The organism is Mesorhizobium sp. B2-5-4 (assembly GCF_006441095.1).
Classification (GTDB): domain Bacteria; phylum Pseudomonadota; class Alphaproteobacteria; order Rhizobiales; family Rhizobiaceae; genus Mesorhizobium; species Mesorhizobium salmacidum.
Genome location: NZ_VFUR01000011.1, coordinates 77,593 through 99,963 on the forward strand (window position 1 = coordinate 77,593; position 22,371 = coordinate 99,963).

Here is a 22,371-nt window from a genome sequence, read left to right on the forward strand (position 1 = left end):
TGATTAAAGAGTCAGCTGCTCTACCATCTCACCGGAATTTAACCGCATTGGTGCAGCATGGCGCCACTGCTAGCATGTCTTGATTCCCAACGCATTTCATATGGTTGCCTTTCCATGAACCAGAGAACCTGCCTGTCCGTCATCCTCGCCGCCGGCGAAGGCACACGCATGAAGAGCGCGCTGCCGAAGGTGCTGCACCAGATCGCTGGGTTGCCGATGGTCGCCCATGTGGTGAAGGCGGCCGAGGCCGCTGGTGCGAGCGGCGTGGCGCTGGTGATCGGTCATGGCGCCGACGAGATGCGCAAGACGGCGGCGAAGTTCGCACCTGAGGCTGAGACCTTCGTGCAGGAAAAGCGCTTGGGTACGGCGCATGCAGTGATCGCTGCCCGCGCAGCGATATCAAAGGGTTATGACGATGTTCTTGTCATGTTTGGCGACACGCCGCTGATCGATGCGCAGGCGCTCGCAACGGCGCGCCGGAAGCTGGCCGAGGGCGCCGCTGTCGCGGTCATTGGTTTTCGCCCGCCAAATCCGGCCGGATACGGCCGCCTGATCGAGCAAGCTGGCCGGCTCGTCGCCATCCGCGAGGAGAAGGACTGTTCCGAGGCGGAGAAGAAGATCGGCTTCTGCAATGCCGGCATGATGGCGGTAGCCGGCGCGCACGCGCTGAAACTGCTCGACGCCGTCGGCAACAAGAACGCCAAGGGCGAGTATTATCTCACCGACATCGTCGAGATTGCCGGCGCGCAGGGCCTCGATGTCGTCGCCACCGAAGCCAGCTTCGAGAACGCGCTCGGCATCAACAACCGCGCCGAACTGGCGCAAGCCGAAGCCATCTGGCAACAGCGCCGTCGCCATGAGGCGATGCTGTCGGGCGTGACGCTGATTGCGCCGGAAACCGTCTATTTCTCGCACGATACCGAAATCGGCGCCGACACGATCGTCGAGCCCAATGTCTGGTTCGGACCGGGTGTGATGGTTGCCTCGGGTGCCAAGATCCACGCCTTCAGTCATATCGAAGGCGCCACCATCGCCTCCAATTGCGATGTCGGGCCATTCGCACGGCTGCGGCCAGGCGCCGATCTCAGGAACAAGGCCAAGGTCGGCAATTTCTGCGAGGTCAAGCAGGCCGTTATCGAGGAGGGCGCCAAGGTCAACCACCTGACCTATATCGGTGACGCTCGCGTCGGCGCCGGCGCCAATATCGGCGCCGGCACCATCACCTGCAACTACGATGGCTATTCGAAATTCTTCACCGACATCGGCGAGGGCGCCTTCATCGGCTCCAATTCCTCGCTCGTGGCACCCGTCACCATCGGCAATGGCGGCTATATCGCCTCGGGCAGTGTCATCACTGAAACCGTTCCCGACGACGCTCTGGCCTTCGGCCGGGCTCGCCAAAAGACGATCCCCGGTAAGGGGAAGGAGTTGCGCGAACGGTTTGCTTCCGCCGCGGCGGCGAAGAAGAAGGCAGCCGGCGCCGACCATTAGCCATTGGTCGACAAGTCTGCTTTCTTGCCGAAGCAATCGAAAAAAACGAACGATTGCAGTAACCGGATTGCAAGAGCGGTCTGTCATGGTGCATGCGTGCGCAAGTGTCCGTTACACCGGACGAAATGCAATGTGACTTTCGCGGCAGGCCGGCCACCCCTAAATAGCGCTGGTTTTCCATGGGCAATCAGGGACTGTCTGCATGTGCGGTATCGTTGGAATCGTCGGCCACTCGCAGGTTGCGCCGCTCATCGTCGACGCGCTGAAGCGGCTCGAATATCGCGGTTATGACTCGGCAGGCGTCGCCACCATCGAAAAGGGTCAACTTGGCCGCCGCCGTGCCGAGGGCAAGCTGGTCAACCTCGAACGCCGGCTCAAGGATGAGCCGCTCGACGGCACGATCGGTATCGGCCATACACGCTGGGCGACCCACGGCGTGCCCAACGAGAGCAATGCGCATCCGCACTTTTCGGAGGGCGTCGCCATCGTTCACAACGGCATCATCGAGAATTTCGCCGAACTGCGCGACGAGCTGGTCCGCGACGGCTATTCCTTCTCGTCGCAGACCGACACCGAGGTCGTGGCGCATCTGGTGGCACGGGAACTCGCGAAAGGTCTGAAGCCGGTCGAGGCCGCGCACAAGGCGCTGAAGCGGCTGGAAGGCGCCTTTGCGCTGGCCATCATGTTCAAGGGTGACGAGGACCTGATTGTCGGCGCGCGTAACGGCCCGCCACTGGCGGTCGGCCATGGCGATGGCGAGATGTATTTGGGCTCCGACGCCATCGCGCTCGCTCCATTCACCAATTCGATCACCTATCTCGAGGACGGCGACTGGGCGGTGGTGCGCCGCGAGAGCGTCGCCATCTTCGACATCGACGGCAAGAAAGTCGACCGCAAGCGCCAGCAGTCGCTGTCGACCAGCTTCATGGTCGACAAGGGCAACCGCCGCCATTTCATGGAAAAGGAAATCCATGAGCAGCCCGAAGTGATCTCGCACACACTGGCGCACTACGTCGATTTCGTCTCCGGCGTCTCCAAGCCGCTCGACCTGCCATTCGATTTCGCCAAGATCGGCCGCCTGGCTATCTCCGCCTGCGGCACTGCGTATCTCGCCGGCCTGATCGGCAAATACTGGTTCGAGCGCTATGCTCGGCTGCCGGTCGATATCGATGTCGCGTCGGAATTCCGTTACCGCGAGATGCCGCTGTCGGCCAGCGATGCCGCCTTCTTCATCTCGCAGTCCGGCGAGACCGCCGATACGCTGGCTTCGCTGCGCTATTGCCGCAAGGCCGGCATGAAGATCGGCGCGGTCGTCAATGTGCGGGAATCGACCATGGCGCGCGAATCCGACGTCGTGCTGCCGACGCTGGCGGGGCCTGAGATCGGCGTCGCTTCGACCAAGGCTTTCACCTGTCAGTTGTCTGTGCTCGCGTCGCTTGCCGTGCGCGCCGGCGTGGCGCGCGGGGCGATCTCGAAGGAGCAAGAGAAAACATTGGTGCGGGAGCTCTCCGAAGCGCCGCGCTATGCCAACCAGGTGCTGAAGCTCGAACAACAGATCGAACGGATCGCGCGGGAGCTGTCTCGCTACAAGGACGTGCTCTATCTCGGACGCGACACCAATTTCCCGCTGGCCATGGAAGGCGCGCTGAAGCTCAAGGAAATCTCCTACATCCATGCCGAAGGCTATGCCGCGGGTGAGCTGAAGCACGGGCCGATCGCGCTGATCGACGAGAACATGCCGGTGATCGTGATTGCGCCGCACGATCGCATCTTCGAAAAGACCGTGTCCAACATGCAGGAAGTGGCGGCGCGTGGCGGCAAGATCATCTTGATCACCGACGCCAAGGGCGCGGCACAGGTGAGCGTGAAGACGATGGAGACCATCGTGCTTCCGGATGTGCCGGAAATCATCTCGCCCATCATCTACGCGCTGCCGATCCAGATGCTTGCGTATTTCGCCGCCGTGTTCATGGGCACCGATGTCGATCAGCCGCGCAATCTGGCGAAATCGGTGACGGTGGAGTAGGCGCCTACAAACAGGCGCGTTTAAAAACTTCGCAGTTCCAAAGCGCCTTCCGGTTCACTAATGTCGCGCCGCAACCCGTGCCCGGTGAACCATGTCAGACGCTTCGAAGACTTCCGGCATGACCCGGCTGAGGAACTATTTCCTCACGGGCTTCATCGTCTGCGCGCCGCTGGCGATCACCGCCTATATCGCCTGGTCCTTCATCGGCTGGGTCGATTCCTGGGTCAAACCCTATATTCCGGCGCGCTACAGTCCCGACAGCTATCTGCCGTTCCCGGTTCCGGGGTTCGGGCTGATCGTCGCGCTCATCCTGATCACGCTGATCGGCTTCCTGACGGCCAACATTGTCGGCCGCGCCATCGTCGGCTTTGGCGAGCGCCTGCTTGGCCGCATGCCCCTGGTGCGCGGCATCTATGGCTCGCTGAAGCAGATTTTCGAGACCGTGCTGTCGAATAAGGGCGACATGTTCCGTCAAGTTGGGCTGGTCGAATATCCACGCAAAGGCGTGTGGTCGCTGGTGTTTGTCGCCAGCGAGAAGGAAACCGAGATCAACCAGAAGCTCGACCAGGAAGGCGATCCACTGATTGCGGTGTTCATGCCGTGCACGCCGAACCCGACGACCGGTTTCCTGATGTATGTTCTGAAGTCGGATATCGTGCCGCTCGACATGACCATCGAGGACGGCGCCAAGCTGATCGTGTCGGCCGGGTTGGTGGCCCCCGAGGTGAAGACGAAATTGGTGACGCTGAACGGTGAGCCGATCAACGGAACCTTGGCCAATCCGCCGCTAGGGCCTCATCCGGCGCGCAGGAGCCGCACGGCCTCGTCGCGGCCGAACAAATAGAGCAGGAGCCGCAGCGCCTCGCCGCGATCCGATTGCAGTTCGGGGTCCCGCGATAGGATCAGCCTGGCGTCGTCTCGGGCGGCCTCCAGCAGATCGGCATGCACCTCGATGCGCGCCACCTGGAAACCAGGCGTGCCGGACTGGCGGGTACCGAGCAATTCGCCTTCGCCGCGCAGTTTCAGATCCTCTTCGGCGATCAGGAAGCCGTCCTCGGTCTCGCGCATCACCGACAGCCGGCGTTTGGCGGTCTCGCCAAGCGGGTCCTTGTAGAGCAGCACGCAGGAAGAGGGCTTGTCGCCGCGTCCGACCCGGCCGCGCAACTGGTGCAACTGGGCGAGCCCGAAGCGTTCGGCATGCTCGATGACCATGATCGTGGCGTCAGGAACATCGACGCCGACTTCGATGACCGTGGTGGCGATCAGGATGCGCGTCTCGCCTTGCTTGAAGGCATGCATCGCCTCGTCCTTCTCGGCACCCTTCATGCGGCCATGGACAAGGCCGATGCGATCGCCGAACAGCGGCTTCAGCGAAGCGAAACGATCCTCGGCCGACATTAGCTTGATTTCTTCGGATTCCTCGACCAGCGGGCAAATCCAGTAGATCTTCTGGCCATCCGCGACGGCATCGAGCATGCGGCCGACCAGCTCGTCGAGCCGTTCGAGCGGCAGCGTGACGGTGCGGATCGGCTGACGGCCGGCGGGTTTTTCCGTCAGCTTCGAGACATCCATGTCGCCGAAGGCGGTCAGCACCAGCGTGCGCGGGATCGGGGTCGCGGTCATCACCAGCATGTCGGGCGCGTCGCCCTTGGCGGTGATGGCAAGCCGCTGATGAACGCCGAAGCGATGCTGCTCATCGATGACGGCCAGGACCAGATCGTGGAAGCTGACCGTTTCCTGAAACAGCGCGTGGGTGCCGACGATGATATCGATCTCGCCGCTGGCAAGACCAGCCAGTGTTTCGGCTCGCTCGCGGCCCTTTTCACGACCGGTCAGGATGGCGACGCGCAAGCCGACCTTGGCTGCAAGCGGGGTGATCGTCGCCAGATGTTGGCGCGCCAGGATTTCGGTCGGCGCCATCAGCGCCGCCTGGCCGCCGGCCTCGACGGCGCGTGCCATGGCCAACAAAGCCACGACCGTCTTGCCCGAACCGACATCGCCTTGCAGCAGCCGCAGCATGCGCTCTGGATCGGCGAGATCGGCGTTGATTTCGGCGAGCGCGAATTCCTGCGAGGGAGTGAGCGAATAGGGCAGGGCCGCGCGCAGCTCCTCGACGATGCGGCCATCGCCGACGAGAGGGCGGCCTGACAGGCGTCGCACCTTTGCCCGCACCAGGGCCAGCGAGACCTGGCCGGCGAGCAATTCATCATAGGCGAGGCGGCGCCATGCAGCCCCTTCGACCGCGACATCGAGCGGATCGCCGGGATAATGGATACGGGTCAGCGCGTTGCCAACGGACGGAAAGCTCTGGCGGCGCATGAAGGCATCATCCTGCCATTCCGGCAGGTCCGGCAGGCGGCCGAGCGCCTGGCCGATCGCACGGCGCAGCACCTTGCCGGATAGCCCCGCGGTCAGCGGATAGACCGGCTCGACCAGCGGCAGGTTCTCGGCTTCGCCGGCGAGTGCGATATGGTCGGGATGGACCATGGTCGGGCGTCCGTTGAACCATTCCATACGGCCTGACACCACGACATGCTCGCCGACAGGCATTGCCTTTTCGAGATAGGCGGCATGGGCATGGAAGAAGGTCAGGCCGATTTCGCCGGTATCGTCATGGGCGTAGACCCGGTAGGGCACCGACCTGTTGCCGCGCGGCGGCGGCTGGTGGCGGTCTATGCGCAGCTCGAGCGTCACGATGGCGCCTTCGGCCGCGAGGGCGATGCCAGGCCGATTGCGGCGGTCGATGACGGTGTGGGGCAGCACGAACAGGAGGTCACCGGCGCGCGCGGCGCGATCGCCGAGGTCGGCCGCCACGACCTTCTCGATCAACGCACCGACCTTCGGCCCGACGCCGGCAAGCGAGGTGATCGGGACAAACAGGGGATCGAGTATGGAAGGACGCATGATGTCAGCTTATGTCGCGATGGCCGCAGCGCAAAGGCTGACACCGCCCACTATCCACGCTATATGCGCCGCTTGAAGCGAGGATGCGGCACAATGACCGGAACGAAACGATCAAGCGAGGGGCTGGACGCCCACCGCCGCAAGCTGTTGTTCCGCTCCTGGCATCGCGGCCTACGCGAGATGGACCTCATCCTCGGCACCTTCGCCGATGCCGAGATCGGCACCTTGACCGCCGAGGAAATCGACCAATATGAGAAGCTCCTCGATATTGCCGACACAGAATTCCTGCCGCTGGTCACGGGCGAACGCCCGGTGCCGGCGGAGATCGACTGTGCCGTCCTGCAAAAAATCCTGGCGTCACGCCGGACCATGACATTCTGAACAAAAGCAATTCCAGGAAAAGTGCGAAGCGGTTTTCCGTTCGGAATTGCGATAAACAAGACCGTGATTTGATGGCTCTCATCCCCACCATTGGCTTGCCGAAGGGCCGCGCCGGCCAGTTCATCGTCGACGGTGTCGCCGACGGCTACGAGGCCTTCGCGCTGGTACAGACGGCACTCGAAATCGCACCCGACAAGCCGGTGCTGTTCGTGGCCCGCGACGGCCAGCGCTTGCCTTCCATCGTCGAGGCGCTGTCCTTCGTCGCGCCCGGGCTGCCTGTGCTGGAACTGCCTGCCTGGGACTGCCTGCCATACGACCGTGTGTCGCCCGGTTCCGATGCCGCCGCCAAGCGCCTCGATGCACTGACCGCCATGATCGCGCTGGCGAAGAAACCGCACCGTGCCGTCATTCTCACCACCGCCAACGCGCTGCTGCAGCGCATTCCGCCCGCTGAGCTTGTCGAGGCGCAGACCTTCCACGCCAGACCCGGCAACCAGATCGACATGAATGCGCTGATCGCACGGCTGGAGACGTCGGGATTCGAGCGGGTGCCGACCGTGCGCGGCATCGGCGAATTCGCGGTGCGCGGCGGCATTCTCGACCTCTTCGCACCCGGTTGGACCGAGGCGCTGCGGCTTGATTTCTTCGGCGACACGCTGGAATCGATCCGCGTCTTCGACGCTGCCACGCAGCGCACCACCGGTCAGCGGAAGTCGATGGCGCTGCAGGCGATGAGCGAAGTGGCGCTGACGCCGGAAACCATCAGCCGCTTCCGCCGCTCCTATATCGAGGCTTTCGGCGCACCCCAGCGTGACGACGGACTCTATGCGGCGGTCAGCGAAGGCCGGCGCTTCGCCGGCATGGAGCATTGGCTGCCGTTCTTCTACGACCGGCTGGAGACGGTGTTCGATTACCTGCCCGACGCACCCGTGGTTTTCGACCATCTGGCGCATGAGGCGCTGGCCGAGCGCCATACGCTGATCCTCGATCACTACGAGGCGCGCAAAAAGCAGGCTGACGCGGCGCTCAAGGATGCGGTTCCCTACAAGCCGGTGGCGCCGGATCTGCTCTATCTCTCGCCGGAGAATCTGAAGGCTTCGCTTGGCGGGCGCGAAGACATCGACTTTACCGTGTTCGACGCGCCGGACCTGGGGAACAAGAAAGTCTTCCACGCCGGCTCGCGCCAGGGCCGCAGCTTCGTCGAGGAGCGAGCCGATCCGAACGTCAATGTGTTCGATGTGGTCGTCCGACACATAGCCGACGAGCGCGCGGCGCGCCGCCGCGTCGTCATCGCCGGCTGGACCGAGGGCTCCCTCGACCGGCTTGGCCAGATCCTGGCCGAGCACCATCTCGGCAATCTCAAGCAGGTCGAGACGTTGGTGGAGGCCGACCAGCTCGAGCCGGGACAGGCCGCATTGGCGGTTTTGCCGCTGGAATCCGGCTTTGAGACTGAAAAGCTGGTCGTCGTCGCCGAACAGGACATTCTGGGCGACCGGCTGATCCGCCGTTCGAAGCGCAAGAAGCGCGCGTCCGACTTCATCGCCGAAGCCTCGGCCTTGTCGGCCGGCGATATTGTCGTCCATGCCGACCATGGCATTGGCCGTTTCATCGGCCTGCGCACCATCGAAGCGGTCGGCGCGCCGCATGACTGCCTGGAAATCCACTATGCCGGCGACGACCGGCTGTTCCTGCCGGTGGAAAACATCGAGCTGCTGTCGCGCTACGGCTCCGACACGGCCGAGGCTACGCTGGACAAGCTGGGCGGCGGCGCCTGGCAGTCGCGCAAGGCGAAGCTGAAGCGGCGCCTGCTCGACATGGCCGGACAACTGATCCGCATCGCCGCCGAGCGTCAGATGCGCGCCGCACCGGCGCTGGTGCCGGCCGAAGGCCTCTACGACGAGTTTGCCGCCCGCTTCCCTTACGAGGAAACCGACGACCAGCAGACGGCCATCGACTCGGTGCGCGGCGACCTTGGCGCCGGCAAGCCGATGGACCGGCTGATCTGCGGCGACGTCGGCTTTGGCAAAACTGAAGTGGCGCTGCGCGGCGCCTTCATCACGGCGATGGAAGGGTTTCAGGTCGCGGTGGTGGTGCCGACGACGCTGTTGTCGCGCCAGCATTTCAAGACATTCTCGCAGCGTTTCTCAGGGCTTCCCATTCGTGTCGCCCAGGCCTCGCGGCTGGTCGGTGCCAAGGATCTGGCCGAGACCAAGAAGGGCATCGCCGAAGGGCAGGTCGATATCGTTATCGGCACCCATGCGCTGCTCGGTTCCGCCATCTCGTTCAAGAATCTCGGCCTGCTGATTATTGACGAGGAGCAGCATTTTGGCGTCAAGCACAAGGAGCGGCTGAAAGACCTGAAGACCGGCGTCCATGTGCTGACGCTGTCGGCGACGCCGATCCCGCGCACGCTGCAGCTGGCGCTGACGGGCGTGCGCGAACTGTCGCTCATCGCCACGCCGCCGGTCGACCGCATGGCGGTGCGCACCTTCATCTCGCCGTTCGATCCGTTGGTGATTCGCGAGACGCTGCTGCGTGAGCGTTACCGTGGCGGGCATTCTTTCTATGTCGTGCCTCGTATCAGCGATCTGGCGGAAATCCATGATTTCCTGAAGGAATCCGTTCCCGAACTGAAAGTGGCGGTGGCCCACGGCCAGATGCCGCCGGGCGAACTCGACGACATCATGAACGCCTTTTATGACGGCCAGTACGACGTGCTTCTATCGACCACAATCGTCGAATCCGGCCTCGATATCCCGACCGCCAACACGCTGATCATCCATCGCGCCGACATGTTCGGCCTGTCGCAGCTCTATCAGCTGCGCGGCCGCGTCGGGCGCTCGAAGGTGCGCGCCTATGCGCTGTTCACCCTGCCGGCCAACCGCAAGCTGACCGACACCGCCGAGCGCCGTCTGAAGGTACTGCAATCGCTCGACACGCTGGGCGCCGGCTTCCAGCTCGCCAGCCATGACCTTGACATCAGGGGCGCCGGCAATCTTCTCGGCGAGGAACAGTCCGGGCACATCAAGGAGGTCGGCTTCGAGCTCTACCAGCAGATGCTGGAGGAGGCGGTGGCCGAGGTGAAGGATTCCGGCGAGGTCCAGGATGGCGGCTGGTCGCCGCAGATCGCCGTCGGCACCGCCGTGATGATCCCGGAAGGCTACGTGCCGGACCTGCAGCTCAGGCTGGCGCTCTACCGCCGTCTCGGCGATCTCGAAAACACCGAGGAAATCGACGCCTTCGGCGCCGAGCTGATCGACCGTTTCGGCCCGCTGCCGGAGGAGGTGAAACATCTCCTCAAGATCGTCTTCATCAAGGCGCTCTGCCGCAAGGCCAATGTCGAGAAGCTCGATGCGGGGCCGAAGGGCGTCGTCATCCATTTCCGCAAGCGCGAATTTTCGAACCCCGTCGGACTGGTCAAGTATATTGGTGAGCAGGGTTCGCTGGCCAAGATCCGGGCCGACCAGAGCGTGGTCTTCATCCGCGACTGGCCGACGGCGGAGAAGCGTCTGGCGGGCTCGGCTGTCGTCATGACGCAACTGGCGAAGTTGGCTGAGAAGACGGCCTGATCTCGCCTTTCGGGGCGTCCCGGGGGCGTCAAGCCATTCGCCAGCACCGAAATTCCGGTCTAGAATAGGAAATCGGCTTCGTGTATGGAGCCGCCACCCCATTTAGGGGCTGGAAATGGCGGGCAAGGTGTTCGCCGGAAAGAGCGTTGGGTGCAGCGATGACGAAATGGTCGCCGAATTCGTGGAGAGCAAAGCCGATCAAACAGGTTCCCGCTTATCCGGACCTTGCGGCGCTGAAGAACACGGAAGCCCAACTCGCCACCTTTCCGCCGCTGGTCTTCGCCGGCGAGGCGCGCAAGCTGAAGAAGCAGCTGGCGACTGTTGCCGCCGGGGAAGCCTTCCTGCTCCAGGGCGGCGACTGCGCCGAGAGTTTTGCCGAACATGGCGCGGACAACATCCGCGACTTCTTCCGCGTCTTCCTGCAGATGTCGGTCGTGCTGACCTTCGCCGGTGCGCAGCCAGTGGTGAAGGTTGGCCGCGTCGCCGGCCAGTTCGCCAAGCCGCGCTCGTCCGACAACGAGATCAAGGGCGAGGTGACGCTGCCGAGCTATCGCGGCGACATCATCAATGGCATCGAATTCGACGCGAAATCACGCATTCCCGATCCTGCCCGCCAGGAAATGGCTTATCGTCAGTCGGCGGCGACGCTCAATCTTCTGCGTGCCTTCGCGCAGGGCGGCTATGCCAACCTGGAGAATGTGCATCGCTGGATGCTCGGCTTCGTCTCCGACAGCCCGCAGGGCGAGAAATACGAATCGCTTGCCAACCGCATCACCGAGACCATGGATTTCATGCGCGCCGTCGGCATTACGTCGGAAACCAATTTCGCGCTGCGTGAAACCGACTTCTACACCAGCCACGAGGCGCTGCTGCTCGGCTACGAGGAGGCGCTGACCCGTGTGGATTCGACCTCCGGCGACTGGTACGCCACGTCGGGCCATATGATCTGGATCGGCGACCGCACGCGCCAACCCGATCACGCGCACGTCGAATATTGCCGCGGCATCAAGAACCCGCTCGGCCTGAAATGCGGTCCGTCGCTGACGCCGGACGGCCTGCTGGAACTGATCGATCTGTTGAACCCCGAGAATGAGCCGGGGCGATTGACGCTGATCGCCCGCTTCGGTTCGGACAAGGTTGCCGACCATCTGCCGAAGCTGGTGCGCGCGGTGCAGAAGGAAGGCCGCAGCGTGGTCTGGTCGTCGGACCCGATGCACGGCAACACGATCGAAGCGGCCGGCTACAAGACGCGGCCCTTCGACCGCATCCTGAAGGAGGTGCAGACCTTCTTCGAGGTGCACCGCGCCGAAGGCACTCATCCAGGCGGCATCCATGTCGAGATGACCGGCAAGAACGTCACCGAATGCACCGGTGGCGCGCGCGCCATCACGGCCGAGGAGTTGCAGGACCGCTACCACACCCATTGCGATCCGCGCCTCAATGCCGACCAGGCAATCGAACTGGCGTTCCTGGTCTCGGACCTGTTGAAGAAGAGCCATCCGGTGCAGCACAAGCAGGTCGCGAACGGCTGAGCCGGATCAATTGGATCGATAAAGCAAAGGCGCCTGGGAAACCCGGCGCCTTTTCCGTTTTCATCTTTTGCCTCCGACAGTGCCGGTGCAACCGCAAAAGCTTCAGTCTTGCTTGTAGAGCAGCCAGCTCTTGCCGGCGCGCCCTGCCATGGCCGAATGCCTGGTAACGCGGTTGCGGCCACTGACTTTCGAGCGATAGAGCGCCCGATCCGCCTTGGTGTAGAGGTCCTCGGGGCCTTCGGCCTCGGACGCCATGCAGATACCCATCGATACCGTCACCGTGCCGTAATTCATGCCGGTCTGGCTGCTGGTGAACGGCGTCTGCTCGATCAGGGCGCGAATGCGTTCCGCGATCTCGTAGGTTGCGTCCTCGCTGGCGCCCTCGATGATCAGCGCGAACTCCTCGCCGCCGGTGCGGGCGACGAACATGTCGCCACGAATGCTGGTCTGGAAAATCTCGGCGATGATCTGGATGATCTTGTCGCCGACAGGATGGCCGTAGCGGTCGTTGATGTCCTTGAACCGATCGATGTCGACGAGGATCAGGGCATTGAACAGGATACCCTTGTTGCTGTTGTAGATCCTGGTGATTTCCTTGTCGAAGGCGCGGCGGTTCCAGATCTTGGTCAACGGATCCGTGTCGGCCAGCCGCTTGTATTCCTCGAGCTTCGACTTGACGCTCTCGAGTTCTGCCGTCTTGTCGCTGAGCGTCGAGGCGATCTGCCGGCCGTGATCGATCGTCGAATTGGTCGCGATGGTCATTGCGTTGGCGATCTTTTGCAGAAGGTCCTGAGAGAGAAGGCTGCGGTTGCTCAGGCCGCTTGATGTCTCATCGAGGATCCTGCCGTATTTTTCGATGTGGCTGCGCTCGCTGCGCAGGAGCGACGCGACCTCCTCGAGTTCTCGGGCGATGACATCTCTGGCATGCTCGACAATGCCGGGACCATGGTTATGGGCGAAGAAGATGCGCCCGATCTGATCGAGTTCGTCCTGCGTCGGCCGGTTGCTCAACGACACGACGGCGAGGCTGAGCTCGCGATTGGTGCCGCTCAAGGCCTCATAGAAAATCTCGTAGTTGCGTGGCAGGCCGAGTACGCCAAGCTGGCGCATGGTCGCGACAACGGTGGTTGCGATATCGGTGCTTCGTTCGGTCGAGACTGCTGCCGGCTGCATATCTGATTCACTCTTCCCCTCGGATCCCGACGCAGAATTCGCGGGTCCATTGATCGCCGACCTGGGGAGCGCTACCCAATGCTCCAGAACATCTTGCGAAGAGGCGCGGCCCCATCCGCACCCTTCGCTTGTGAGATCATAGTTGCGTCGGCGCTAAAGTTTCCTTAATTCGCACGACTTCCACAGGTTTTCTCTAGCTGTGACTGTACGCGCGTAAAGTTTTGCATCGCGATCCCGGGATAACACCCTATTTGGCGCTTTGAATTTGAAACTGCTGCAAATGAAACTGAATTTCGAATTCGTTACGCCAATCGATGTCGTATTTGCTTGCGCGTAACCACCGCGAAGCTGGAATCTTGACAGTGATGCCGGACGAAGTTTCTTCGAGGAGTGCGGAAATGAGCGACAACCACCATGGATCATGTCTGTGCGGAGCGGTCCGCTTCCGGACAAGTGGGACGTTGCGTGGCGTTGTCTACTGCCATTGTTCGCAATGCCGCAAACAGAGCGGGCATTTCTATGCAGCGACCAATGTTGCCGACCCCGACATCGTGATCGACGGTACGGAAAGCATCACCTGGTACGAGGCTTCTTCCTTTGCCAAGCGCGGCTTTTGCAAGACATGCGGCTCGCTGCTGTTCTGGAAGCCACGGGACGAGGCTTATACCTCGGTTCTGGCGGGATCGTTCGACACGCCGACAGCGCTCAAGGGCGAATGCCATATCTTCGTCGGCGACAAAGGCGACTACTATTCGATCGACGACGGCCTGCCGCAGTTTGAAAAGTCGACGCCATCCATACCGGTCGCTGAATGAAATTTGGACGATCAGCCTTATTCCATTGATCGGGGCATTGCTTTATCCCGGGCCGGTGATTCCGAGAGGGGCCTTGGCATGCAGCGGCTGATCGATGCATTTATCAATTCGGTGCGGGCATTTCGCAAGCTTGCGGTCAGCGAGAAGGCTTTCCAGCAGGAACTGATGCTGCTGGTGCTGGCGTTGCCCGCTGGCTGGTTCGTTTCGGTGTCGTGGCGTGGTTACGCGCTGCTGATCGGCGCGGTGCTCCTCTTGATCATGGTCGAAGTTCTGAACACCGGCATCGAGGCGGCGTGCGACGCAATTTCTCGTGAGTTCCATATCGACATCCAGCTCGCCAAGGATTGCGGCTCGCTGGCGGTGCTGATTTCAGTCGTGATTGCCGGCGGCGTCTGGGGCATCGCTCTCATCGAGCGCATAGCGGGGGTGCAGATCTGAAACTTTGATCCCTGTATGACAGTCACCAAAGGAGACCGTCATGGCAGAGGTCACGAATTCCTCGCTTCTCGAACGGCTGGGCCTGCCGGAAGACCTGCGCTGGCTGGCCGAAAAGTATCCGCGCGAGAACTGGCAGGCCCACGCCAACATTCATGGCATGGCCAATATGTGGCTGCAGCGGCACGACATGTTCCGCGAACTCGGCGGCATGCTCGGCGTCGGCATTGGCAACTATCGCGAAGGCAGACTGACGGCCCCCGATTTCGCGCGCTGGTTCGCGCCGCGCCTCAACCATTTTCTCGGGCATCTCGACGGCCACCACAATGTCGAGGATTACCAATATTTCCCGGCTTTCACCAAGGCGGAGCCCCGTCTGAAACGTGGCTTCGACATTCTCGATGCCGATCACCACACGATCCACGAAGGACTGGAGCGCAACGCCGAGGCAGCGAATGCCTTCATCCGTACACTTCAGGAGAGTGAGGACAAGCAGCGCTTCGCCGCCGATGCTTATGCCGACGAAAACAGCCGACTGATCGCAATGCTGACCCGGCATCTCGCCGATGAGGAGGATCTGATCATCCCGCTCATTCTCGATCGGGGTGATCAGGGGCTCGGCATCGACTAGTCAGGTCAAAACTCCTTGGCGCGTTCCCGCTTGGCGATGTGGCGGGCGACAAGCCATGCAAGCACGGCCACGGCAAGGCCGATGCCAAGCCCGACGAACAACCGCTCGTGGCGCATCAGCGCCTGGCCAACCAATTCTTCGGCCCCCAATCCGAAGACATAACCGATCGTGCTGAACAGCACCGCCCAGATCACCGATGAGATGGCGTTGAGGATAACGAAGCGCGGCGCCGCTATGGTCGAAAGGCCGGCCGCCACGCCGCCGACCAGGCGCATGCCGTAGACGTAGCGGTTCGACAGCACGAAGATGTTGGGATGAGTGTTGAGCAGGCGGTAGGCGCGGCGAAAGCCGGGCCGCCGGCGCAGCCTGACGACATGGCGATTGTCGGCGAAACTCCTGCCGAGGGTGAAGAAGAAGGTGTCGCCGGCGAAGGCACCCAGCGCTGCCGCGACAAAGGCATGCCACAGTACGAAAACATGCTGCTGAGCGAAGAAGCCACCCAGGATTGCGGCACTTTCGCCTTCGGCCACGCAGCCGAGAAAAACCGCCAGCAACCCGTATTGTTCAATGAAATGGTGGATCGCGTCGGTCATGAAGCTGACTGCTGTGACAGTCTTTCATCGATCCGCTTGACCATTTCCGCCAGCCGCACGATCTCGTCGCGCATGCCGATGATCTCGCTGTGGCGCAGTTCGTCCAGTTTCTCATGCAGCGCCATGATCTCGATCTCGGCCTTCAGATTGACCTCGTAGTCATGGGCGGCATCGATGCGGTCGCGCTCGGTCTGGCGGTTCTGCGCCATCATGATCACCGGCGCCTGCAGGGCGGCGACCATCGACAGCACCAGGTTGAGGAAGATGAAGGGGTAGGGGTCGAACGCATCGCGCGACAACAGCCAGACATTGCCTGATGTCCACACGATCAGGAAGGCGACGAAGGTCAGGATGAACGACCAGGAGCCACCGATGCGGGCTATCGTATCGGCAAGGCGGTCGCCAAAGGTCTGGTGGAAGGCCACGGCCTTGTTGGTGTCCCTGGTGATGGTGGTACGCTCGATGGTGCTTTGCAGCACCCGGCTCTCCAGCTGGCTCAGCCCATCCGGCTTTCGCCTCAGCCAGCGGTTCGCCAGATCGTCGATCGTCCTGTTCATGGTCGTCTCCAAGCGCTTTGCTGCGCTAGAGGTAGAGGCTGCCGGCCCGGGCGGGAAGTGCTAGATTGAGGCGAAACGAGGGGGACCGATGGCCGACTTCAAAAAAATTCGTGCTCGCGCGGCAAATCGCAAGGGCGGTGAGGCGGAACTGACCTCCCTGTTGGGGCCGATGCCCGACAATGCGGTGGTGGCCGACATCACCGATGACCGTATCCTCTCGACGATGGCCGAGCGCGTCTTCGCAGCCGGCTTCGTCTGGCGGGTCATCGAGCAGAAATGGCCTGGATTCGAAGAGGCGTTCCTGCGCTTCGAGCCCAAGCGGCTGTTGTTCCAGCCTGACGATTTCTGGTACGACCTGGCTTTGGATCAACGCATCGTGCGCAATCCGCAGAAGATCAAATCCGTTCGCGACAACGCCGCTTTCGTTGAACGCGTGTCCAGGGAACATGGCGGCTTCGGCAATTTTCTCGCCGAATGGCCCGCCGACGACCAGATCGGGCTGATGGCCTATCTGGGCAAGCATGGCAGCCGGCTCGGCGGCAACACCGGCCAGTATTTCCTGCGCTGGCTGGGCTGGGATGCTTTCGTCATTTCGGCCGACATGGCGGCCGCACTTCGCGACGCGGGCCTCGACATCGCCGAAAATCCGACATCGAAGAAAGACCTCAACAAAGTCCAGATCCAGATCAACCGATGGGCTGACGAGACAGGCCTGCCGCGCCGGCACATCTCGCGCATCCTGGCGATGTCGATCGGCGAAAACCACTCTCCGCAATCGTTGCGCGACTATATGGGCGACGATTGACGGTCTGAATTGGTCCAAACGAACGCCATTGCGAGGTGAATTCCGCCGCGCTAAGTCAGCAGCATGACCAAGAAGCTCGACATACTGCGTATCGCCATCGCCCAGCTCAACCCGACCGTCGGTGACGTCGCCGGCAACCTCGCCAAGGCACGCGAGGCGAGGGCGGATGCCGCCCGCCAGGGCGCCGATCTCGTGCTCTATACCGAGCTTTTTCTTGCTGGCTATCCGCCGGAGGATCTGGTGCTGAAGCCGGCCTTCCTCAGGGCATGCGAGCGCGCCGCCGAGGACTTTGCCGCCGATACCGCCGACGGCGGTCCGGGCGTCATCATCGGCACGCCGCTGAAGCGCAAGAGCGGCACGCATAATTCCATCGTCTTCGCCGATGGCGGCAAGATCATCGCCGAACGCTACAAGCTCGACCTGCCGAATTACGGCGAGTTCGACGAGAAGCGCGTCTTCCAGGCAGGGCCCGAGATCCAGGGACCGGTCAACTTCCGCGGCGTGCGCATAGGCATACCGATCTGCGAGGACATCTGGGGCGAGGTCGGCATCTGCGAGACGCTGGCCGAAAGCGGCGCGGAAATCCTGCTGGTGCCGAACGGTTCGCCCTACTATCGCGCCAAGATCGACGTTCGCCACCAGGTCGTTATCAAACAGGTCATCGAATGCGGATTGCCGATGATCTATGCCAACCAGCTCGGCGGTCAGGACGAGCTGATCTTCGACGGCGCCTCCTTCGCCATCGGGGCGGACAAGACGCTTGCCTTCCAGATGAGCCAGTTCGAGGACGCGGTCGACGTCACCATCTGGAAACGTACGGATGACGGCTGGGTCTGCTCGCAAGGACCGATGTCGAAAATCCCGGACAAGGAGGAGGCCGACTACCGCGCCTGCATGCTCGGCCTGCGCGACTACGTCAACAAGAACGGCTTCAAGAATGTGGTGCTCGGTCTGTCCGGCGGCATCGATTCGGCGATCTGTGCCGCCCTTGCGGTCGATGCGCTCGGCGAGGAGCGGCTGCGTGCCGTCATGATGCCTTATCGCTACACCTCGAAGGATTCGCTTAGGGATGCCGAGGACTGCGCCCGTGCGCTCGGCTGCCGCTATGACATCGTGCCGATCTTCGAGCCGGTCGAAGGATTTTTGCACACGCTGACGCAGTTGTTCGAAGGCACCAAGGAAGGCATCACCGAGGAGAATTTGCAGAGCCGTGCGCGCGGCACCATCCTGATGGCGATCTCCAACAAATTCGGCTCCATGGTAGTGACCACGGGCAACAAGAGCGAGATGTCGGTCGGCTACGCCACGCTCTATGGCGACATGAACGGCGGCTTCAATCCGATCAAGGACCTTTACAAGATGCAGGTCTATGCGCTGTCGCGCTGGCGCAACAGTCATGTACCGCCGGGCGCGCTCGGACCTTCGGGCGAGGTGATCCCGAAGAACATCATCGACAAGGCGCCGTCGGCCGAATTGCGCGAGAACCAGACAGACCAGGATTCGCTGCCGCCCTATCCGGTGCTGGACGATATTCTGGAATGCCTGGTCGAGAACGAAATGGGCGTCGACGACATCGTCGCGCGTGGCCACGACCGGGCGACGGTAACGCGCATCGAACATCTGCTCTACATCGCCGAATACAAGCGCCGGCAGGCGGCACCGGGTGTGAAGATCACCAGGAAGAATTTTGGCCGCGACCGCCGCTATCCCATCACCAACCGTTTCAGGGATGGTGGATAGGCGTCTTTTCGCTTGCTGAGCGAGAGTGCGCGATGCTGCGGACGCAAGCATGGCGACTGTCGCGGATCGATTTCCGGGCGACCTCCGGCCTGTTGATGGCCTGCCGGGTGAAAACCATGCGGCGACGATAGACACAGGTCCGACTGTTGCAAAATCGCCTCATCGGCTGGATCAGAAGTGCTTTTGGCCATGGCTTGCCTTGGCGAACGATTGAAGCGTCCGTATAACGGCGTCTCCGCGATTCCCTTCAGGGAGGACCGAATGCCAGGATTTGACATCGTTATGCGAGGCCGCGAGGCCTAGGTCTGCGCCGGTGTTCCGAAGTATCGGAACCACACCGGACGCAGGAAAGGCATTTGCCGCTGCCGGTCGCCGCCCAAGGGCAGGCGACCAACCATAGCCGAACCTCCGCATTCAAGCGCAATTCGCTCCGGCGCGGTTTTTCAATTTTCGACCTTACTGGGATCGGGCTCGTTTGCGCCCGAATGACATCATGGCTCGTTTCAAGATCGATTTGCGCGCCAGCGCCTTTCGCAGCGTTCTTGGGTTCACGCTCATACATTGGCGGCGTCAGCCCTGGCGGCTCTCGCTGATCATGGGCGGTTTCCTGCTGTCGACGCTGGCCGACGTGCTGACACCGCTCTATTCCGGCCGGCTGGTCGGCGCCGTCGCCAGCAGCGCCGGCGCGGACGCCATTGCCTGGAATGCAGCGATGACGGCATTCTTGATTCTGATGGCGCTGGCGCTCACCGGGGTCGTGCTGCGCAACCTTGCCTTCATGGGTATCGTTGAGTTGACACTCAAGATGATGGCCGACATCGCGGCCGACGCCTTCCATCGCGTTCAGCGCTTTTCGACCGATTGGCATGCCAACAGTTTTGCCGGCTCGACCGTGCGCAAGGTGACGCGCGGCATGTGGGCGCTCGACCTGCTGAACGACACCATCCTGATCGCGCTGCTGCCGTCCGTTGTCATGCTCGCCGGCTCGACGCTGCTGCTCGGCTGGTTCTGGCCGCTGATGGGCGTGGTCGTCGCAGCCGGCTCGGTGCTGTTCATCATGGTGACGGCGATGCTGTCGCTCGGCTATGTCGCGCCGGCGGCAAGACTCGCCAACACCTGGGACACGCGTCTCGGTGGTTCGCTGGCCGACGCGGTGAGCTGCAACGCCGTGGTCAAGGGCTTTGGCGCCGAGGAGCGCGAGGAGCGCCGCCTCGCCAGGGTGGTTGCCAAATGGCGCGCCCGCACACGGCGCACCTGGGTGCGCGGCACCATCAACGGCACCACGCAAGGGGCGCTGCTGCTGGTCCTGCGCGCCGCGGTGATCGGCTTGGCGCTGATGCTGTGGTCGTGGGGGCAGGCGAGCGCCGGCGATGTCGCCTTTGTGCTGACCTCGTTCTTCGTGCTGCAAGGCTATTTGCGCGATATCGGCACGCATATCCGCAATTTGCAGCGTTCAATCAACGACATGGAGGAATTGGTCGATTTCCAGTCGGAACCGCTCGGTATCGAAGATCGGCCCGGCGCCGGACCGATTGCCATCACGCAGGGTCACATTGCCTTCGACAACGTCACCTTCCACTACGGCAATCACCGGTCGCCGCTCTACCGCGACTTTTCGGTCGACATCGCGCCAGGCGAACGTGTCGGGCTCGTCGGTCACTCGGGTTCGGGCAAGACGACATTCGTTAAGCTCATCCAGCGGCTCTATGACGTTAACGCGGGAAAGATCGTGATCGATGGCCAGGATATCTCTCAGGTCGCCCAGGCGTCGCTGCGCGGCCAGATCGCCATCGTCCAGCAGGAACCGATCCTGTTCCACCGTTCGCTGGCCGAAAACGTCGCCTATAGCAGGCCAAGCGCCAGCCAGGAGGAGATCGAGCATGCCGCCAGGCTGGCGAGCGCGCACGACTTCATCGCCAACCTGCCGAAGGGCTATGGCACGCTGGTTGGCGAGCGTGGCGTGAAACTGTCGGGCGGCGAGCGCCAGCGCGTGGCCATCGCCCGCGCTTTCCTGGCCGATGCGCGCATCCTGATCCTGGACGAGGCGACGTCGAGCCTCGATTCGGAATCCGAGGTGCTGATCCAGCAGGCGATGGAACGGCTTATGGTCGGCCGCACGACGCTGGTCATCGCGCATCGGCTTTCGACGGTGAGGGCACTCGACAGGCTGCTGGTCTTCGATCGCGGCAAGATCGTCGAGGAAGGCTCGCATGACGAGTTGATCCGCCTGAAGGGCGGCATCTACCGCCGCCTGTTCGAGCGCCAGGCGCTGGAGCTGACCAAGGGCCTCGTCGACTGACCTGAGATGGCCTCCGGCTTTGGCCGGAGGCCATCCGGAGTGCCTATCACTTGGCGTATGCTGGCTGAGCGAACCTGCCAGTGAAGCCCTTTTCAGACGTCGATTTGCGACGTCTGTTTACGTTACCGACCGAAATTCGTTTCTCTACTTTTGGTTGTTGTATACCAAAGAAGCAATCTAAGCGGTCTCACAATGCGTCTTGATTCCGAAACTACCGGTGTGGAAAAGGTGGCTGCGCCATCGGTGCTGGAATCTCAGCACGGCTCGGTTCGGCCGCTTGCCGCCGAAGATCTCGAGCGCGTCGCCGCACTCTTCCTGACGAAGTTTCGCCGGCGTCGGCGTCACCTCCTCGATCGCGCGATCGCGGAAACGGCGGAGTATATGGGGAAGATCTATCTTGACCCTGCCGGCCAGTCCGGTGAGAGCAACGCTCTTGTCCAGATCAACCCGCAGGGCGATCTAGGTGGGTTCCTTGGCGTCCTGAAGGCCCGTTACGAGCTCAACGGAGCGACATTGAATGCGGCGATCATCGGTCCGTTCATGGCCGACCCTGGCGCCGATCACGGCTCGGCCGGACCGCAATTGCTGCGTGCCTTGCATCAAGGCGAATTCGATCTGCAGCTGACCGATTCGGCCAACCGGGTATCTCTGGCCTTCGCTCGTCCGATGAAATACCAACTCCTGCCGGTCCATTGTTTGGGATGGACCTATGTTTTCCGGCCGGCCGCGATGGCCGCCGCCGCATTGCACCGCAAATGGCCTCGCCTGCCTCGCCTAGCACTCGATCCCTGCGCGAGAGCATTCGACGTTCTCGCGAAACGAAGGTTCGAACCGCCCGTCCAGCATTTATCGTCGCAACGGGTCCATGCCGAGCCGATCAATGCCGGGCAATTTGCAGAGCGGCTGCCGACCCTCCTGTCCGATTATGCCCTTCGCCCGAGTTGGAAGGATGGCGAACTGCCCCGGCTGCTCGCACTGGCGACTGAGAAGCGGGCCGACGGCCCCCTTCATTTCGGCGGGACTTACGACGCGACGGGCAAAATGCTCGGTTGCTACGCCTTCTACGGTCAAGCCGGCGACATAGCGATCCTGTTGCAAATCCAGGCTTCCGGACACCACTGGGGCGCGACGCTGGAAGGCCTTGTCGCGGCTGCGCGGGATATGGGCTGCGTGGGTATCACCGGACAGACCCAGAGCAGGTTCATGCCTCACCTCTTCGGCTACAGGAATCTCTTCTTCCGTTATGCCGGGGGGACGATGGTCCGCTCGCGAATCCCCGATGTCACGGAAGCGGTCCGCTCCGGCGACATCGCTATCGGCGGGTTGATGGGCGACCGCTGGACCCGCCTCAGTTCCGACGACTTCGGCCGCTGATCGTCTTCAACGACCTTTTCGTCGACTCCGCCGGTTGGCTGCACCC

Annotated in this window: 17 protein-coding genes; 13 read left to right on the forward strand and 4 right to left on the reverse strand. The window is 62.3% G+C overall.

The genetic code is table 11. The features are described 5' to 3' along the window. Nucleotides 1-114: 114 nt before the first annotated feature. The 3 genes from glmU (at nucleotide 115) to FJ492_RS15965 (ending at nucleotide 4,361) form a co-directional block, all read left to right on the forward strand. On the forward strand, nucleotides 115-1,491 hold the full coding sequence (glmU, locus tag FJ492_RS15955) for a bifunctional UDP-N-acetylglucosamine diphosphorylase/glucosamine-1-phosphate N-acetyltransferase GlmU (RefSeq protein WP_140770839.1): 1,377 nt from the start codon (nucleotides 115-117) through the stop codon (nucleotides 1,489-1,491). A gap of 202 nt (nucleotides 1,492-1,693) precedes the next feature. Beyond that, the gene (glmS, locus tag FJ492_RS15960) at nucleotides 1,694-3,517 is read left to right on the forward strand and encodes a glutamine--fructose-6-phosphate transaminase (isomerizing) (protein WP_140503610.1); all 1,824 of its coding nucleotides are present in this window, start codon (nucleotides 1,694-1,696) and stop codon (nucleotides 3,515-3,517) included. Nucleotides 3,518-3,608: 91 nt separating this feature from the next. Further along, nucleotides 3,609-4,361, forward strand: coding sequence for a DUF502 domain-containing protein (locus FJ492_RS15965; RefSeq protein ID WP_140503612.1), 753 nt, complete (start codon nucleotides 3,609-3,611; stop codon nucleotides 4,359-4,361). On the opposite strand, the gene recG is transcribed toward FJ492_RS15965, so the two are convergent. Next, on the reverse strand, nucleotides 4,313-6,421 hold the full coding sequence (gene recG, locus FJ492_RS15970) for an ATP-dependent DNA helicase RecG (protein WP_140770841.1): 2,109 nt from the start codon (nucleotides 6,419-6,421) through the stop codon (nucleotides 4,313-4,315). The genes FJ492_RS15965 and recG overlap by 49 nt on opposite strands. Before the next feature lie 93 nt (nucleotides 6,422-6,514). Between recG and FJ492_RS15975 the strand changes: the two genes are divergently transcribed. The 3 genes from FJ492_RS15975 (at nucleotide 6,515) to FJ492_RS15985 (ending at nucleotide 11,903) form a co-directional block, all read left to right on the forward strand. After that, the gene (locus FJ492_RS15975; RefSeq protein WP_140770843.1) at nucleotides 6,515-6,802 is read left to right on the forward strand and encodes a succinate dehydrogenase assembly factor 2; all 288 of its coding nucleotides are present in this window, start codon (nucleotides 6,515-6,517) and stop codon (nucleotides 6,800-6,802) included. 71 nt (nucleotides 6,803-6,873) lie between these two features. After that, on the forward strand, nucleotides 6,874-10,371 hold the full coding sequence (gene mfd / locus FJ492_RS15980; protein WP_140770845.1) for a transcription-repair coupling factor: 3,498 nt from the start codon (nucleotides 6,874-6,876) through the stop codon (nucleotides 10,369-10,371). Between the two features lie 158 nt (nucleotides 10,372-10,529). Further along, nucleotides 10,530-11,903 carry a 3-deoxy-7-phosphoheptulonate synthase class II gene (locus FJ492_RS15985; RefSeq protein WP_140750092.1) on the forward strand — a complete coding sequence of 458 codons (1,374 nt, stop codon included), beginning with the start codon at nucleotides 10,530-10,532 and terminating at the stop codon, nucleotides 11,901-11,903. 102 nt (nucleotides 11,904-12,005) lie between these two features. Here FJ492_RS15985 and FJ492_RS15990 read toward each other — a convergent pair whose 3' ends face one another. Further along, on the reverse strand, nucleotides 12,006-13,076 hold the full coding sequence (locus tag FJ492_RS15990; RefSeq protein WP_140770847.1) for a diguanylate cyclase: 1,071 nt from the start codon (nucleotides 13,074-13,076) through the stop codon (nucleotides 12,006-12,008). A gap of 398 nt (nucleotides 13,077-13,474) precedes the next feature. On the opposite strand from FJ492_RS15990, the gene FJ492_RS15995 reads away from it, so the two are divergent. The 3 genes from FJ492_RS15995 to FJ492_RS16005 all read left to right on the forward strand — a co-directional run bounded on the left by FJ492_RS15995 (nucleotide 13,475) and on the right by FJ492_RS16005 (nucleotide 14,957). Continuing rightward, complete coding sequence (locus tag FJ492_RS15995; RefSeq protein WP_140503622.1) at nucleotides 13,475-13,891, forward strand: GFA family protein; 417 nt, start codon at nucleotides 13,475-13,477, stop codon at nucleotides 13,889-13,891. 78 nt (nucleotides 13,892-13,969) lie between these two features. After that, nucleotides 13,970-14,329, forward strand: a complete 360-nt coding sequence (locus tag FJ492_RS16000; RefSeq protein WP_140503624.1) for a diacylglycerol kinase — start codon at nucleotides 13,970-13,972, stop codon at nucleotides 14,327-14,329. Between the two features lie 40 nt (nucleotides 14,330-14,369). Beyond that, nucleotides 14,370-14,957 (forward strand): hemerythrin domain-containing protein, encoded by a 588-nt coding sequence (locus tag FJ492_RS16005; protein ID WP_140770849.1) that lies wholly within the window; start codon nucleotides 14,370-14,372, stop codon nucleotides 14,955-14,957. 5 nt (nucleotides 14,958-14,962) lie between these two features. On the opposite strand, the gene FJ492_RS16010 is transcribed toward FJ492_RS16005, so the two are convergent. Beyond that, complete coding sequence (locus tag FJ492_RS16010) at nucleotides 14,963-15,550, reverse strand: DedA family protein (RefSeq protein WP_140770851.1); 588 nt, start codon at nucleotides 15,548-15,550, stop codon at nucleotides 14,963-14,965. Further along, nucleotides 15,547-16,107: a DUF1003 domain-containing protein gene (locus FJ492_RS16015; RefSeq protein ID WP_140770853.1), complete on the reverse strand. Its 561-nt coding sequence runs from the start codon at nucleotides 16,105-16,107 to the stop codon at nucleotides 15,547-15,549. The genes FJ492_RS16010 and FJ492_RS16015 overlap by 4 nt, the downstream gene beginning before the upstream one ends. A gap of 88 nt (nucleotides 16,108-16,195) precedes the next feature. Between FJ492_RS16015 and FJ492_RS16020 the strand changes: the two genes are divergently transcribed. The 4 genes from FJ492_RS16020 (at nucleotide 16,196) to FJ492_RS16035 (ending at nucleotide 22,325) form a co-directional block, all read left to right on the forward strand. Continuing rightward, nucleotides 16,196-16,912, forward strand: a complete 717-nt coding sequence (locus FJ492_RS16020; protein WP_140770855.1) for a DNA-3-methyladenine glycosylase I — start codon at nucleotides 16,196-16,198, stop codon at nucleotides 16,910-16,912. A 63-nt stretch (nucleotides 16,913-16,975) separates the two neighbouring features. Beyond that, nucleotides 16,976-18,652, forward strand: coding sequence for an NAD+ synthase (locus FJ492_RS16025; protein ID WP_140711791.1), 1,677 nt, complete (start codon nucleotides 16,976-16,978; stop codon nucleotides 18,650-18,652). Nucleotides 18,653-19,145: 493 nt separating this feature from the next. Continuing rightward, nucleotides 19,146-20,951, forward strand: a complete 1,806-nt coding sequence (locus FJ492_RS16030) for an ABC transporter ATP-binding protein (RefSeq protein WP_140711789.1) — start codon at nucleotides 19,146-19,148, stop codon at nucleotides 20,949-20,951. Between the two features lie 192 nt (nucleotides 20,952-21,143). Beyond that, nucleotides 21,144-22,325, forward strand: a complete 1,182-nt coding sequence (locus FJ492_RS16035; RefSeq protein ID WP_140711787.1) for a hypothetical protein — start codon at nucleotides 21,144-21,146, stop codon at nucleotides 22,323-22,325. Nucleotides 22,326-22,371 lie beyond the last annotated feature (46 nt).